Annotated in this window: 12 protein-coding genes; 5 read left to right on the plus strand and 7 right to left on the minus strand. The window is 67.4% G+C overall.

Annotated elements, in window-relative coordinates:
* The first annotated feature begins 271 nt into the window (after positions 1–271).
* Positions 272–832, plus strand: a complete 561-nt coding sequence (locus AC1DS3_RS23720) for an NADPH-dependent FMN reductase (RefSeq protein WP_441638820.1) — start codon at positions 272–274, stop codon at positions 830–832.
* A 50-nt stretch (positions 833–882) separates the two neighbouring features.
* Here AC1DS3_RS23720 and AC1DS3_RS23725 read toward each other — a convergent pair whose 3' ends face one another.
* The 3 genes from AC1DS3_RS23725 to AC1DS3_RS23735 form a co-directional block, all read right to left on the minus strand.
* On the minus strand, positions 883–2,427 hold the full coding sequence (locus tag AC1DS3_RS23725; protein WP_477128076.1) for a methyl-accepting chemotaxis protein: 1,545 nt from the start codon (positions 2,425–2,427) through the stop codon (positions 883–885).
* 201 nt (positions 2,428–2,628) lie between these two features.
* A complete protein-coding gene (locus AC1DS3_RS23730; RefSeq protein WP_477128077.1) occupies positions 2,629–3,108 on the minus strand; it encodes an SRPBCC family protein in 480 nt (159 codons plus the stop codon).
* Positions 3,109–3,202: 94 nt separating this feature from the next.
* A complete protein-coding gene (locus AC1DS3_RS23735) occupies positions 3,203–3,634 on the minus strand; it encodes an HU family DNA-binding protein (protein ID WP_043354992.1) in 432 nt (143 codons plus the stop codon).
* A gap of 228 nt (positions 3,635–3,862) precedes the next feature.
* Between AC1DS3_RS23735 and AC1DS3_RS23740 the strand changes: the two genes are divergently transcribed.
* From AC1DS3_RS23740 to AC1DS3_RS23750, 3 genes are read left to right on the plus strand one after another with little or no spacing between them, the layout of a single operon-like run.
* Complete coding sequence (locus tag AC1DS3_RS23740) at positions 3,863–4,546, plus strand: vWA domain-containing protein (protein ID WP_441638826.1); 684 nt, start codon at positions 3,863–3,865, stop codon at positions 4,544–4,546.
* Between the two features lie 3 nt (positions 4,547–4,549).
* Complete coding sequence (locus tag AC1DS3_RS23745; RefSeq protein WP_441638828.1) at positions 4,550–5,311, plus strand: PP2C family serine/threonine-protein phosphatase; 762 nt, start codon at positions 4,550–4,552, stop codon at positions 5,309–5,311.
* Positions 5,308–7,632, plus strand: a complete 2,325-nt coding sequence (locus tag AC1DS3_RS23750) for a TonB family protein (protein WP_441638830.1) — start codon at positions 5,308–5,310, stop codon at positions 7,630–7,632. Before AC1DS3_RS23745 ends, AC1DS3_RS23750 begins: the two co-directional genes overlap by 4 nt.
* Before the next feature lie 138 nt (positions 7,633–7,770).
* On the opposite strand, the gene AC1DS3_RS23755 is transcribed toward AC1DS3_RS23750, so the two are convergent.
* Positions 7,771–8,529 carry a Coq4 family protein gene (locus AC1DS3_RS23755; RefSeq protein WP_441638832.1) on the minus strand — a complete coding sequence of 253 codons (759 nt, stop codon included), beginning with the start codon at positions 8,527–8,529 and terminating at the stop codon, positions 7,771–7,773.
* Positions 8,530–8,701: 172 nt separating this feature from the next.
* Here AC1DS3_RS23755 and AC1DS3_RS23760 point away from each other — a divergent pair, with 172 nt between their 5' ends.
* Positions 8,702–9,406 carry a Crp/Fnr family transcriptional regulator gene (locus AC1DS3_RS23760; RefSeq protein ID WP_477128078.1) on the plus strand — a complete coding sequence of 235 codons (705 nt, stop codon included), beginning with the start codon at positions 8,702–8,704 and terminating at the stop codon, positions 9,404–9,406.
* Between the two features lie 28 nt (positions 9,407–9,434).
* Here AC1DS3_RS23760 and AC1DS3_RS23765 read toward each other — a convergent pair whose 3' ends face one another.
* The 3 genes from AC1DS3_RS23765 to AC1DS3_RS23775 are packed head-to-tail and all read right to left on the minus strand — an operon-like array spanning position 9,435 to position 14,686.
* Positions 9,435–12,236, minus strand: coding sequence for an Hsp70 family protein (locus AC1DS3_RS23765; protein ID WP_477128079.1), 2,802 nt, complete (start codon positions 12,234–12,236; stop codon positions 9,435–9,437).
* 9 nt (positions 12,237–12,245) lie between these two features.
* Positions 12,246–14,096, minus strand: a complete 1,851-nt coding sequence (locus AC1DS3_RS23770) for an Hsp70 family protein (protein ID WP_477128080.1) — start codon at positions 14,094–14,096, stop codon at positions 12,246–12,248.
* Complete coding sequence (locus AC1DS3_RS23775) at positions 14,093–14,686, minus strand: DUF2760 domain-containing protein (protein WP_477128081.1); 594 nt, start codon at positions 14,684–14,686, stop codon at positions 14,093–14,095. The genes AC1DS3_RS23770 and AC1DS3_RS23775 overlap by 4 nt, the downstream gene beginning before the upstream one ends.
* Positions 14,687–14,861: the final 175 nt, after the last annotated feature.

Raw genomic sequence — 14,861 nt, forward strand, 5'->3', positions numbered from 1 at the left:
GCGTGGGCGAGCGAAGGCGCCACGGCAAGCACGCTGCAAGCCGCGAGGGCACGCAGCAAGGGGGCAAAGGTCATCGATGGTCTCCTGGTCGAGTGCGCTCTGGTCCCGGGGAAGGGGCCGGGCGGGTGCCGGCGCGTGGCACTGGCAGAGGAGTTTAGGGGGCGGGGCGGTTTGGTGCAATCGGGGCTTGCACAAAGGGCTGCGGGCAGCCACGCGCATTCGCTATAGAATGCGCGCTGGCTCAGACACCACCCATGCGGTGCAATCGGGAATGATGAAAGTACTTGCGCTATCCGGCAGCCTGCGGGCTGCGTCCATCAATTCCGCGCTGCTGCGCGCGGCCGCGCGGCTGGCGCCAGCGCATGTGTCGGTTGCAGTGTTCAGTGGCCTTGGGGCGTTGCCGCTGTTCAACCCGGACGACGAGGCTTGTCCGCATGCCAGCGTCACACGCTTGTTTGCCGAGGTGGCGCAAGCGGACGCGCTGCTGATCGCTAGCCCCGAGTACGCGCATGGCGTTACCGGCACGATCAAGAATGCACTGGACTGGCTGGTGGGATACGAGCCCTTCGCCTTCAAGCCGGTCGCCGTGCTCAATGCATCGCCGCGCGCGCACCATGCCGATGCGGCACTGCGCGAGACCTTGAAGACGATGGCCGCCGTCATTGTCGAGCCGGCATCGATCACCGTGCCATTGCTGGGCGCCAGGCTGGATGAGGATGGCATGGTCTCGACGCCGGGCATTGCGGCTGCCATACAAGAAGCGCTGGTGGCGCTGTACGATGCCGTCGTCCTTCACAAGACGACGGCAGTTGCCACATTTCCGCTTGCGTGACCGGCAAGCGGCCGGCGGCGCGCCATAGCGGCTAAGGCGGCTAAGGCGGTTCAGGCAGCCACGAGGCGGAATGTGGATACCGCTTCCTTCAGGCGCTGGGCCTGCTCTTCCAGCGATCCCGCGGCGGCGKCGGCTTGCTCCACCAGTGCGGCGTTCTGCTGCGTCACCGTGTCCATCTGGGTGACGGCCTGGTTGACCTGCTCGATGCCGGCGCTTTGCTCGGCCGAGGCGGCGCTGATCTCGCCCATGATGTCGGTCACGCGCTTTACCGCGCCCACGATCTCATCCATGGTCTGGCCGGCCTTGGTGACCAGCTGCGAGCCCTTTTCCACGCGCTCGACCGAGTCGCCGATCAGCGACTTGATCTCCTTGGCGGCGGTCGCGCTGCGCTGCGCCAGGCTGCGCACCTCGCCCGCCACCACCGCGAAGCCCCGGCCTTGCTCGCCCGCGCGGGCGGCTTCCACCGCAGCGTTGAGCGCAAGGATGTTGGTCTGGAAGGCGATGCCCTCGATCACGGCAATGATGTCGACCACCTTGCGCGATGCGCCGTTGATCTCCTGCATGGTGTCGACCACCTGGCCAACCACCGCGCCGCCCTTGATGGCGATCTCGGAGGCGTTGACGGCGAGCGAGCTGGCCTGCTTGGCGTTGTCCGCGTTCTGGCGGACGATGCTGGTCAGCTCCTCCATGCTGGAGGCTGTTTCCTGCAGTGACGACGCTTGTTCTTCCGTGCGCTGGGACAGGTCCGTGTTGCCCGCGGCGATCTGGCTCGTGCCGGACGCAATGGATTCGGTGCCGGTACGCACCTCGGTCACGATGCGCAGGATGTTGCCATTCATTTCGCCCAGGGCGCGCAGCAGCTGGCCGGTCTCGTCCTTGCTATCCGAGCGGATGTGGCTGGTCAGGTCTCCCGACGCCACCTTGCGCGCGAAGCCCACGGCGCGATGCAGCGGTGCGGTGATGCCGGCGGTCAGCCATACCGAGAACGCAACGCCAATCGCCAGCACCAGYACGCCGAGCACGATCAGGCGATTGCGCGCGGCGAGGTAGATCTCGTTGATATCCAGTGCGGTCTGGTCAATGCTGGCGCGCTGGATATCCAGCAGCTTCTGGATCTCGGCAAGATAGGCGTTGCCGGCAGGCACGAACTCGCTCTCGAGCACCTGGTTGGCTTCGTCGGTCTGGCCGGCTTCCTTGAGCTTGGTGATCTTGTCGCGCGACTCGTTGTACGGCTTGCGCACGGTCTGGATCGTCTTGAATGCCGCCTTTTCCGCGTCGGAGGACAGCATCGGCTCGATCTTGTCGCGCAACGCCGCGATGGCGTCGACCGACCCCTTCGTTTCGGCGGCGAAGAACGCGCCCAGGCTCGGGTCGGCACTGCGCGCCACCGCGGTGGTGCGGCGCACGCTCGTATGCATCAGGCGATACCAGTCGCTGACGACGCGTTCCTTGGCCAGCGGCTGTTGCATCATGTCGTGCGTGTGGCTGGCCACGTCCTGCAGCCCCAGGATACTGAACACGGTCATGAGCGTTGACAGCAGCAGCACCACGCCAAAGCCGATGCCAAGGCGTACCCCAATTCCAAGATTCTTCATTTTCTTCTACCTGAATGGAAATCATAAGGCGGCGAAATGCTGGCCCATAGGACCCGGATTCGCTCTATTGTCAGCCGCGCCGTTTATCGCGAACGCATCTGCGGACTATGGTGAATATCGGCAATTGAGGTGGGGACTTGAGTGGCGGGGCTGGTTGCCCGGCCGGCAGGCCGCGAGCGCGGCCTGGCGAGGATGGCGTGCTCAGGCGGATTCGCGCTGGCTCTGCTGTGCCAGCCGCTTCCAGTTTCGCGCGGCATAAGCATGCGGCTGGCGCAGCGCTGCCCACAGACCGACGAGCCTGATGGCCTTGAGCAATCCCGTRGCTTCGAACTCGGTCGTGCGCCGCACCCGTGTCCTGCCATCGCCCAGCGGCTCAAGGCTGAAGGTGTCGATCAGCTTGCCGACCCAGGCACGGCACCAGACTGTGCTTTCCTGCATCTGGTACTGCAGCAGCCGGTCCGGCTCCAGTTGCAGGATGCGCTGGTTGATGGTGCCCCGGTCCGTGGTGCATTGCCGCGTATTGCCGACCGCCGCGACGCCCTCCAGTACGCGGCAGCTCATTGGCTTTGGAATCCCCAGCCAGAACAGCAACGGGCGCGACGCATCCATGCGGGCATGAAGGAAGTGCGGCCAGACATGCCGTGGCTCGCACTCAAATATCCACTCGGACCTGATCTTCATTGCGTGTGCTCGATATCGGGTGTTGACCTGCAATGCAAAAGGGAGCCACGTGGGCTCCCTTTTGTTCCAGCTGCGTTCTGTTTGCCCGTTCAGCTTACAGCGCAGCGTCCTTCAGCTTCTTCATCGGGCGAACCTTGACCTTGACGGTCGCCGGCTTGGCCGCGAACCATTGGTCTTCGCCGGTGAACGGGTTCTTGCCGAAGCGCTTCTTGGTGGCGGCAACCTGGGTCGCCACGACCTTGAACAGGCCCGGCAGGGTGAATTCGCCGGCGCCCTTCTTGTGCACGGCGCTCAGGATGGTGTTTTCCAGATGGACCAGCACGGTCTTGACCGTCTTGGCATCCAGTTCAGTCTGGGCCACCAGGTGGGCCACCAGGCTGGACTTGTTGAACGTGTCCTTCAGGGGTTTCACCGCCGGCGCGGCCGCTGCGACCTTCTTTGCCGGAGCCGCCTTCTTTGCCGGCGCCGCCTTCTTGGCGGCAGGCTTGGCGGTGGTCTTTACAACAGCATTTGCTTTGGTAGCCATGGATTATGGGGTCTTGTGTTCGTTGAATGACGCTTGCTGCCGACGGCAGCAAGCGCATGGGGAGCATAGCATTCCCGGTGGCGCGTGCCAAACGCCTGCCATCACAATCGACAACGCGCGGTGTCCGGGCTGCGGAAGTTATTGATGGATGCCAGATGCATTTTTTTTGAGAAATGCCGGATGTGGCTGATAAAATGCGAAATTCGCCAAAATCGCAGCAGGAGTGCCATGTCTAAATCGATCATCCCGGATGTCGCCTTAATCGACAACACCGAGCAGCGCACGCCCCTTGTGCTGGTGCTGGATTGCTCYGGCAGCATGGACGGCGAGCCCATCCGGCAGCTCAATGAAGGGCTGGCCCTGCTGGAGCAGGAGCTCAAGGCGGACGTGATCGCGAGCAAGCGGGTCCGGCTCCTGGTGGTGCAGTACGGCGGCTACGACCAGGCCGAGGTGGCCGGCGACTGGTGCGATGCGATGGATTTCACCGCGCCGCAACTGCGGGCCGACGGCACCACGCCGACCGGCCAGGCCGTGGCGTTGGCGCTGGCGGAGATCGAGCAGGAAAAGCTGCGCTTTCGCCAGGCGGGCGTGGCCTACACGCGCCCGTGGCTGTTCCTGATGTCGGATGGCGCGCCCACCGACCAGTGGGAGCAGGGCGCGGCGCAGTCCCGCCAGGCCGAGAAGGCCAGCAAGGTGGCCGTGTTCCCGATCGCGGTGGGCGAGGGCGCAAGCATCGATGTGCTCCAGCAGTTCAGTAACCGTGGCGCGGGCGGCGTGAAGCAGCTCAAGGGCCTGCAGTTCCGTGAGCTGTTCCTGTGGCTTAGCGCCAGCATGCAGGTCGTGTCGCAGTCCACGCCKGGCGGGCAGGCGCAACTGCCGCCCACCGACAGCTGGTCCGCGGTCACGGTCTGAGCGATGGCCTGGAAGATCTTTGCCGCTTCGGCGACGGGCAAATCGCACGCCGAGCGCGGCGTGCCGTGCCAGGATGCCTTTGCGCATGCGGTAGTGGGCGAGGTGCTGATCGCCGTGGTGTGCGACGGCGCGGGCTCGGCACGCTACAGCCGGGCCGGGGCGGAATTCATCGCGAACTCGGTGGTGCACGAGCTGGCTACGCGCGTGGGGCAGGGCGAGGAATTGCCGGAATTGTCCGGCGATCTGTTCGCGCAGACCGCGGGCGGCGTGCTCGGCCTGGCGCGCAACGCGCTGCAGGAGGTGGCGCGCGCGGCGGGTGCCGGGCTGGCCGACTACGCTAGCACGCTGGTTGGCGTGGTGGCCACGCCGGAGCGCGGCAACTTCTTTCATATCGGCGACGGCGTGGGCGTCGCCCAGCCGCGCGACGGCGCGGCCAAGCCGGATATCTCGCTGCCGGCCAATGGCGAGTACGCCAACGAGACCTACTTCATCACCGGGCCGCACTGGCGCGAGCAGCTCAGGGTGCTGCCGATCCGCCAGCCGCTGCAAGGCGTGGCGCTGATGTCGGATGGCGCCATGCCGTTTGCCATGAGCAAGGGCAACGCCGGGCTCTACGCGCCCTTCATGGAGCCGGTCGAGCGGTATCTGCGCGGGGTAGCCGACCTCGATGAGGGCAACCGCGCGCTGGCGGCCACGCTGGACGATCCGCGCACGCACCACATCACCGGCGATGACAAGACCTTGCTGATCGCGTTGCGCGCATGAGTGCTCGCAGCGCAGGCAGAGTCTGGCTGGATCGCCAGCGCGGCCTGACGCTGGCGCGCCTGATCAAGAGCGGCGGCGCCGGCAGCGTGTTCCTGCTGGCAGAGGCGCCGGCCCAGGTGGCCAAGCTCTACCACGGCCACATGGACCTGGCCAGCTACCAGCGCAAGATCGATGCGATGCTACGGCTGTCGCCCGAGCTGCCGGACCAGGTGGAGAACGGCAAGCGCTATGTGCAGATCGCGTGGCCGCAGTCGCCGTTGCTGGATGCCCGTGGCCGCTTTATCGGCTTTGCCATGCCGGCGCTGGATATCCAGCAAACGGCCGAGCTGGAGGAGATCTTGCAGGAGCGCCAGGCGCGCGCCGCCGGCCTGCCCACCGGGCTGGGCGCCAAGATCACGCTAGCGGCCAATCTGAGCGGCGTCATCGCGGCCCTGCACCAGCAGCATCACTATGTGGTGGACCTGAAGCCGGTCAACCTGCGCTTCTACCGCGATTCGCTCTATATCGCGATGCTCGATTGCGATGGCTTCAGCATCCAGGGCGAGTCGGAACGTTTTGCCGCGCAGCAGTTCACCGCCGATTACCTGGCGCCGGAGCTGCAAGGCGGCGGGCTGACCGCCGCGGGTGAGCCAGCGCAGGACCGCTTCGCGCTGGCGGTGGTGATCTTCCAGTTGCTGAATTTTGGCATCCATCCCTTTAGCGGGAGGCCTGCCAACGCGCAGCTTCCCACCGACCTGCCCGGGCGCATCCGTGGCCGCTACTACGCCTACGGGCTGCGGGCGCACAAGGCGATCTCGCCCAACCCGGTGAGCGGCCACGCGCAGATGCCGCCGGAGTTGCGCGATATGTTTGACCGCGCCTTCGCCGGCCCGCCAGGCAGCCGGCCCGCGCCTGCCGAGTGGGCGCGTGTGCTGCGCGAATACGCGCTGCGCAGCAGCCAGCGCCTGGCGGTCTGCACCGCCGATCCCTCGCATCAGCACTTTGCCGGACTGGCCTGCGCGGCCTGCGCGCGCAGTGCGATGATCGCCGGCGCCGCCACGCAGGCAGCCGCTGCCACGCAGGCCGGCGGCAAGCGCAAGTCCGGCCGKGGCAAGCGCGCGCGCCAGGCAGCCGCGCGGCCGCCCTTGCAGCAGCCATTCCAGCAACCACTGGCTCAGTCCGCTGCCGTCAGTGCATCGATCTCCACCACCATGCCGGCCAGCGGCGGCAAGAGCGGGACCTTCGCGATTGCCGTTGCCGTCGCGCTCACGCTGGTGGTGCTGGTGACGGCCTTCATGTCGTCCGGCGGCGGCGACAGCGATAGCGAAGCCGCGACGCCAGCCGTGGCAAACGGCACGGCCGGTGGGCAGGGCCAAGCGCTCGAATGGAAGCGCGGTGGGGCTCCCGCGGCGTCCCTGACGCTGGCGAGCACACGCGCCGAGATCCGGGCCACCATCGCAGCCGTCGCCGCGGGGCAGTTCGACACCTACCGCTACAACCTGCTGCGGCTAAAGCGGATGGCGCTCCCTAGCGGCTACAACAGCACGCGGGAGTTCAACCGCATCCAGCGCGCCTACGGCGATACGCTGCGCCAGGCGCGCACGGCGGCGGCCAAGCCGGAGGGCGGGGCGCGCGCCGCCGAGGCGGGACTCGAAGCCCATTATGAGCAGCACCGCGAGTTGCTGGCGCGCGACTCCGGCGCCTTTTTCTCCGCCAACGAACTGGGGGAATATCACCTGCGGCTCAAGGAGCCGGTGACCGCGCGCCTGCTGTTCGAGCAGGCGATCTGGGCCCGTGCCGACGATCCCAATGCGTGGTACGGGCTGGGTGCGGTCGCGCTGCGCGAGCAGCGCGACAAGGACGCGGTTGCCAGTTTCGCCATTGCCGAGCGGCTGCAGGCGGAGGTCGCCGACAAATCCGGCGAGCTGAGCGCCATCCTTGCCACCCTTCGTCTTCGCATGATCTCGGACGCAAAGCGCTGGGAGACCTTCATCCAGGCCGGCAAGGCGCTGGCCGCCCGGCTGGCCGAACTGCCGCCCCTGGCCGATCGGCCAGCCAGTGTGGATCCGGCCTCGCAGCAGCGCCATCCGGCCAGCTACCCGAGCACGCCGGAGTCAAGGGCCGGCGGCAGGGTTGACCTGCAGGTCATGGTGGATGCCAGTGGCGATCCAAGCCGGATCGCGGTGGTCAGGTTAAGTGGCCCTGATGAACTGGGGCGGGCCGCCATCGAGGCTGCCCGGCAATGGCGCTACCAGCCTGCGGTGAGGCAGGGCGAGCTGATCGGTGAAACCGTCATGATTCCCGTGACCTTCGCCCCGGAACGACCTGTCGAGCAGCCATGATGCCGACCCTATACCCAATCCGATGAACACAGCGCTGCCATCCCGATCCTTGCTGGAAGCCATGCAAGCCAACTACGGCCGCAAGCCCATGCCGGTGCCGTGGCTGGGCCCAAAAGGCCCGTAGGCAGTGCCCGGAGCCTAGTCGGATGACAGCGATTGCGAAGCCGCGCCCTGTGGCTGGCATTGCGCGGCCTGGCTGGCCGCCTGGTACATCACGGGTTCCAGAATGCCCAGCCGCGCGCGCGCTGCCTCGAGCGGCTCATGCAGCAGCGCCTCGTAGTCCTCGGCCAGCAGCCACTTCGCCTTGCGTCCATGCCGATACCCCTCGACGACGGCGCGCAAGTACGCGGTGTTGCCGGTCTTGCGCAGGCTCTGCAAGGCGGTAGCAACGGCGATGAATGCCCAGCCGAGGGCGCCGGTCTGCGCGTAGCTGAACGCCACCAGCGCCGCTTCGCCCATGTTCTCGTTGGCCTTGTAGCCGGTCAGCACATGCCAGATGTCGTGGATGTCACGGGTCCGCCTGCCAAACCAGGCGTAGGGATCCTCGACCAGCGGCTCGCTGTTGAGGTTTGAGATCGCGGCAAGGCCGGCGGCGCTGTAGCCCGTTTGCTCCAGGAATGCGCGGTAGGCGGCGCCGAGCGTGCCGGGGGCGAAGCTGGCGATGAACGCCGGGTCGGAGAAGCGCTCCGTCAGTTCGACGCGAAGATAAGCCAGCCGCCGCCCGCTCGTGGTCGTCAAGAGCCGCGCGTAGTTCTTCGGCGCGGACGGCCCGTTGAGGGCGCGCATGATGAGAAACACCTGCGTGGTGTCGTCTCCATTTGCCAGCAGCTTGCGGATCGCACGGAATGCGGCTGGAAAGTCACGCTTGTAGAGAGCGGGGGAGGTCGCTATGTCCATTGCCTCGTTCCTCTTGTCGGGTTTGTTGCTGGGGTGGTTGCCGGGATGGCGAAGTCGCCGATGCTTCGGGTCTTCAGGGTTTTCATCGAGGTCCCTGATTGCAATGAGCGATCTTTGCAGGGAACGGCCGACTACAATGTCGCCTTCCTGACATAAGACTACGATTGGCGCTGTGTCAAAGTCATCCACCCCCGAAGACCACCTCGCTGCCCTGCGATCCAGMGCCTGGTTCGCCGGTCTCGCCGCTGAATTTCAACGGTGGATCGTGGCGCACGCCAAGGTCAGGTCGCTGGCTGCGGGCCAGCGCCTGTTCGCGCATGGAGACCCGGCGGACGGCCTGTACTTTGTGGTGGCGGGCGCCATCCGCATGACCAGTTCCTCCGCCGATGGCAAGGAGGCATTGCTGGCGTTTGCGGAAACGCCACAATGGTTCGGTGAGGTCGCCTTGTTTGACGCCTTGCCACGCGCCCACGATGCCTGGATCGAGACCGACGTGGTGCTGCTGCATATCAGCCAGCAGGATGCGGTGCAGTTTCTCGACGAAAATCCGGTGCACTGGAAAGCAATGGGCCTGCTGATGGCCCCAAAGCTCAGGCTGGCATTCGAAGCGATCGAATCGTCGGTGCTGATGCCCGTGCCGGTCAGGCTGGCGCGCCGCTTGCTCGCCATTGCCGGCGGCTATGGCGAGCGCCATGGCCTGAGCAAGCGGGTGATCAACGTGCAGCAAGAGCAACTCGGCTTGATGCTGTCGGTTTCCCGGCAAACGGTGAACCAGATTCTCCGGGATTTCGAGGCGCAGGGGCTGGTGCAGCGCACGCGCGGGTCCATCGAGATCCTGGATCTCGCGTCGCTGCGAAGATTCGCGAAGGTCGGCTAGGCCATTTGCCGACCCGCCGCGCTTGCGCTCATGCCACGATCAGCGTCAACCCTGCCGGCAGCGACTCGCCAAAGACCCGTCCTTCATCGGCCTCATCGAGTTCCACCGTTGCGCGCACCATGTCGATCCAGCTACGTGGTGCGTTGGCGGCCTCGAGCCGGCTGACCACGCGCATGCGGATCTCCAGCGGCAGGTCCCGTGACCGGTCCCCCGTCATGCGGGCGATCTGCACGGCGGCGAACGCGCCCGGCTCGACCTTCTTCCAGTCGAGCGCGAGAATCGCCTCCAGCCATTGCGAGCCAACCTCTGGCGGCACGACGTTGTGCGCGCTGCCGTAGAACGGCCGGCGCGCGCCGATGCGGCCCACGGCCCACCAGCCTTGAAGGTTCTCCGAGGGCTTCTTGAGCCGGGCGAGCAGCCACTCGGCGACTTCGATCTTGCGCTCKACGGGCACGCGTTCCAGCGATCCCGCGAGCCGCACCATGTCGGCGTAGCCTGCCTTGGCGGCGCCGGCGGGGCGCCTGTAGCGCGCCGTGCCCGGGGGCTGCAGGTAGAAGGCGATGTCGTCCAGCAAGCGCAGCTGCGCGCTTTCGTCCAGGCCGCCGGCGGTGCGGCGCCACAGCGTCCACCATTCCGACCAGATCTGGCTCTCGTTGACGTACTGGATGCCCTGCTCGAACAACGACCAGAGCTGCCCGGCGCGCCACTCGTCCAGCGGGTAGCCGAACCCCGGCCGCATGCAATAGCCGGCAAGGTTGAGCCAGAGGCGTTCATGGTCTGCCGTGCGGCGGCGCCGGCGTGCGCGTTCCCACAGCGTGCCGAACAGGGCGCGCAGCAGCGTACTGTCCCATTGGTCGCGCGCGCCCAGCAGTTGCTCCAGTTGCGCGCGCAGCCGCTTGACTTCCTTGGGACCAACGTCTTGCGAGCGGGCGCCAAAGGTGCGGTCGATGCATTCGACGGCCTGGGCCAGGGAGGGATGCGGCGCGTGGACCGCCGTATCTGCCGCTGGGGCCTCGCCGCGCAGCTGGAACTCGAGCAGCCAGCGCTGCGAAGGATTGGCGATCTCGCTGCAGTGCACTTCCAGCGTGCCGACTTCGGTGAGCGATGTGGTGAGCTGCACCAGCGTCTCCCGCGCGTCGCTGGCGCCGCGCGCTTGCACCACGGTGGCGATCGGCGGCAAGCGGACGAAATCGCCGCTGGCGAGATCGGCCAGTTCGCCCGGCTGATAGGGTGTGTCTGCGACGGAGGAGACCAGGTGGAAGCGTACCGGATGCCCGAGGCGAAGGGAGAAGGTGCGGTCCTTGAGATGGATCTCCTGGCCGTCTTCGGTGCCGCGCGGCAACAGGCAAATGCCGCGCCCTGCCTGCGCGGCATCGCCGTTGTCCAGCACAAGGAAGTAGCTGCGCGGCGAACCCCCGCCGATGCGCGGCGCATGCCCGCAGCGGGCAAGCGCGAACGCTACCGCGCCACGGGCGACCGCCACGTCGGGGTTGTCGTTGTGCAGCACATGCAAGGGCGCTCGGCGCCAGGTGCCAAGCGTGCCCGACAAGCGCCCCGTCAGCGCCTCGGCGCGGAACACGCCGCCGTTGAGCAGCAAGGTGTCGGGCATCGGCGGCGCGTCGCCTGGCGCCTCTGTTGCATCCTGTGCGTTGGCCATGCGCGACTGGGCTGCGTGCTGGCCGAGGAAGGCCGCAACGTGCCGGGTGATCGCCGGGTCGGACGCATAGGGCAGGCCAAATTCGACAATGCCGCCCCGTGAGCGCCCCGGTCTTTCGCCGGTCGAAACGGCTGGGAAGAACCCCTCGACAATGATCTGCTCGATCTCCTGCCGGGTCACTTCGACGGAGCGCGCGCCCCCGATCAGCCGGGAGCCTGAACCGAGCAGCGTGATCGTGACCGCGTCTGGCGCCTGCGCGCTGAGCAGTTGCTCTTTGGCGGCACGGCACMGCTCGACCAACTGGGACATGCTGCCCGCCGACAAGCGCGAGTGCGCTGTGGCGATGCGCGACTCGACCAGATGCGCGAGGGCGAGGTCCATGTTGTCGCCGCCGAGCATCAGGTGGTTGCCAACCCCGATCCGGGTCAATTGCGGTTGGCCGTCCTGGACCTCCACCTTGATCAGGGTCAGGTCGGTGGTGCCGCCGCCCACATCGCAGATCAGCACCAGCCGCGTTTGCGCCAGGTCGGCAGCTAGCGTCTCGCGATGATGGAACACCCAGTCGTAGAACGCCGCCTGGGGCTCCTCCAGCATGCGCAGCGCGGGCAGTCCGGCCATGCGCGCGGCTTCCAGCGTGAGGGCGCGCGCGCCTTCATCGAACGAGGCGGGCACGGTGAGCACCACGTCCTGGTCCTCGAGCCGGGCATCGGGAAAACGGTGGTTCCATGCCGCGCGCACGTGCGCCAGGTAGCTGGCGCTGGCCGCCACCGGTGACACCTTGCCGACTTCGTCGGCGGCACCCCACGGCAGGATCGGCGCCACGCGGTCGACCGACGCATGCGACAGCCAGCTTTTGGCGCTGGCGACCAGCCTGCCGGGCACTTGCGCGCCCAGCGTGCGCGCCAGGCGGCCCACGACGACCTGGCCCAATGCGGCACCGTCGCCATCGTCCGCCCCATCGGCAACCTGCCACGGCAACTGCAGATCGCTGGCGTTGAGCTCCCCCGGCGCCGCGTGGTAGCGCACGGACGGCAAGAGCGGCCGCGTGGCCACCTCGCCCAGGCTCACCAGTTGATCGATGTCGAAGACGCGGATGTCCTCCGACCCTGCCTCGCCATAGGCGACGACCGTGTTGCTCGTGCCCAGGTCAATGCCGACGCTATACCGCTTCATGCATGGCACTCAGGCATTCGCGTTGCCGCGCACGTCGAACTCGACCTTCCAGCGCTCGCCCGTGCCACGGGGCACGGCTTCCAGCTCCAGCGTGCCGGCCTCCGTGATGCGGGCATGCAGCTTCACCGGCACGACTTCGCCGGGCGTGCGGCCTTCGGGCGGCAGCGTGGCCTGGATTTCATCGAGCTCTTGCAGGTCCTCGGGCCCCCAAAAATCGAGCAGGGTGCCTACCTGGTCCTGGCGGCGCACCGACGAGCCGAAGAAGCGGAAATGCACGGGTTCGCCGACCACGAGCCCGAATTCCTGCTCCGGCAACGGCGCCTCGGTGCCTTCCTCCATGCCGAAGGGCGCCACGCACAGCGCCTGGATAGGCGGCTCGAAGCCCGGGATGGCGGGCATCGCCGATTCCACCGCAATGTAGTAGGCCCGCGCGGTGCCGCCGCGAATGCGCACACCCTTGCCACGGCGCACGTAGCCGTAGTAGGCGGCGCCACGCGCGACAGCCAGGTCCAGGTCGGCGCCCCCCAGCAGGCGCGCGGGGGCCGCGTCTTCCGCGGCAAGCCAGCCGTTGAGCGTCTGCAGGATGCGCTCGACCAGCAGGGCGGACTTGAACACGCCGCCATTGAACAGCACTGCAGTGGGGTGCAGGAAGGTCGCGCCCTGCGCCGGCGTGCCGGCTGCCAGGCCTTCAATCTCGGCCAGCGCTGCCACCTGGCGGCCCAGGAACGCCGCCAGATGTCGTGTGATGGCCGGATCCTGCGCGTACGGCAGGCCCAGCTGCGTCAGGCCGGCGCGTGCCCGGCTGACCGGGCGGGCAGAGCCATCCACCTGCGGGAAAAAGCCTTCCAGGATGATCTGGGTGAGCTCGGCACGGGTCAGCTCGGTGCKGATCGAGCCGCCGATGAGCTTGGAGCCTCGGCTCGGCACGACCAGCGGCACTGCGTCCGTGGCCGGGTCGCTGAGCAGGGTTTCCTTGGCGCTGCGGCAGGCATAGGTGAGCGCGCGCAGTTGCCACGGATCGGCCTGCGTGCCCTGGGCCGCGAGCTTGCGCGCCACCACGTGGGCCAGCGCCAGGTCCATGTTGTCGCCGCCCAGCAGGATGTGCTCGCCGACGGCGACACGGTGCAGCTCCAGGTTGCCCTCGCGCTCGATCACGGCGATCAGTGAAAGATCGGTGGTGCCGCCACCCACGTCGACGACCAGGATGATGTCGCCCACCTTGACCTCTTTGCGCCACTGGCCACCGCTCTTCTGGATCCAGCTATAGAGCGCCGCCTGAGGCTCCTCCAGCAGGGTCATGCGGGCATAGCCCGCGGATTCGGCGGCTTCTGCCGTCAGTTCCCGCGCGGCCGGATCGAACGACGCGGGAATGGTGACGGTGATGTCCTGCTCACCGAACGGGGCGTCGGGATGCGCGTGGTCCCACGCTTCACGCAGGTGCGAGAGATAGCGCACGGAAGTTTCGAGCGGCGACACGCGCGGCACTTCCGCCGGCGCATCGTTCGGCAGGATCGCCGCGCGGCGGTCTACCCCGGGGTGGCACAGCCAGCTCTTCGCGCTCGATACCAGCCGGATCGGCGTGGCCGCGCCACGGCTGCGCGCCAGCTCGCCCACGGCGAAATCCCGCGCGGCGTTCCACGGCAAGGCCAGGTCGCCCGGAGCCAGCTCGCTCGGATGCGGCAGGTACAAAAACGAGGGCAGCAGGTCGTAATCTTCGATAGCGCCCGGTGCGGTGAGCTGTGCGACGGCCAGGACGCCCTGGGTGGTCTTCTCGCCGTCACTGGCGGTGAGGTCGACGTAGGAGAGGGCGCAATGCGTCGTGCCCAGGTCGATGCCGATCGAGTAGCGCGGGTCGCTCATAGCTMGACCTCGGCCGGGGCGATCACGGTGGCGTCATGGCGCTCGGCCAGCCGGGGCAGGCGGACTTCCGCCACGCGCCAGCCACGGTGGCTGATGTTGCCGTTGAACGGCGCGCTGCCGACCACGTTGCCGGTCAGCCGGATGGCGGTGGCATCGAACCCGTCGGGCACCGTTACACGGCTGCCCTCGGCTTCCTCGCGCACTGGCCGGATGGTGAAATGCTCGCGCAGCACGGTGCGGCAACCGTCATGCACCAGCCGGGCAGCGGCACCGATTTCGGTGTCGGAATAGCCGGCGATGTCTTCCTCGACAAAATCGATGAAGCGCGCGTCGCGCTGGAGCAGCCCCAGCAGCTGGAGCGCGGCCTCCGGGCTTGCTTCTTTCAGCGCGCTAGGGGCCGGCGCTGCCCTTGGCGCTGGTGCGGCCACGGGGGCAGGGACCGGTGCAGCGGGCGCTGTGCTTGCGCCGGGCCCCGTGCCGTCACGCAGGCGCCGCACGCCCGCGGCAAGCTCGCGGTCGCCCAGGATGTTGAAAAACGTGCCCACGGCAAGAGAAATCCTGCCGAGGAAAGACATGTTCGAGTCGGTCATCAATGGCTCCAGATGTGCTCTGTTGAAGGACGAGCTGTCCCCTGGCGATGCTGTACTGGGCCCGCCCTGCCGCAGCGCTGGCGCTTGCCGGCAGGCAACGGCGAGGTGCGCGCAGGTGCGGGCTCGCCCGTCAGCATCTTGTTCTTCGGGCCCGGCCGGGCCGCTCAAGGCGGTA

Source organism: Cupriavidus sp. 01L46 (assembly GCF_056399905.1).

What these genes read in the sequence shown, in the direction of transcription:
- AC1DS3_RS23720 (WP_441638820.1), top strand. Translation starts at nt 272, where the DNA reads ATGATGAAAGTACTTGCGCTATCCGGCAGCCTGCGGGCTGCGTCCATC.
- AC1DS3_RS23755 (WP_441638832.1), bottom strand. Translation starts at nt 8,529, where the DNA reads ATGGACATAGCGACCTCCCCCGCTCTCTACAAGCGTGACTTTCCAGCC.
- AC1DS3_RS23745 (WP_441638828.1), top strand. Translation starts at nt 4,550, where the DNA reads ATGGCCTGGAAGATCTTTGCCGCTTCGGCGACGGGCAAATCGCACGCC.
- AC1DS3_RS23735 (WP_043354992.1), bottom strand. Translation starts at nt 3,634, where the DNA reads ATGGCTACCAAAGCAAATGCTGTTGTAAAGACCACCGCCAAGCCTGCC.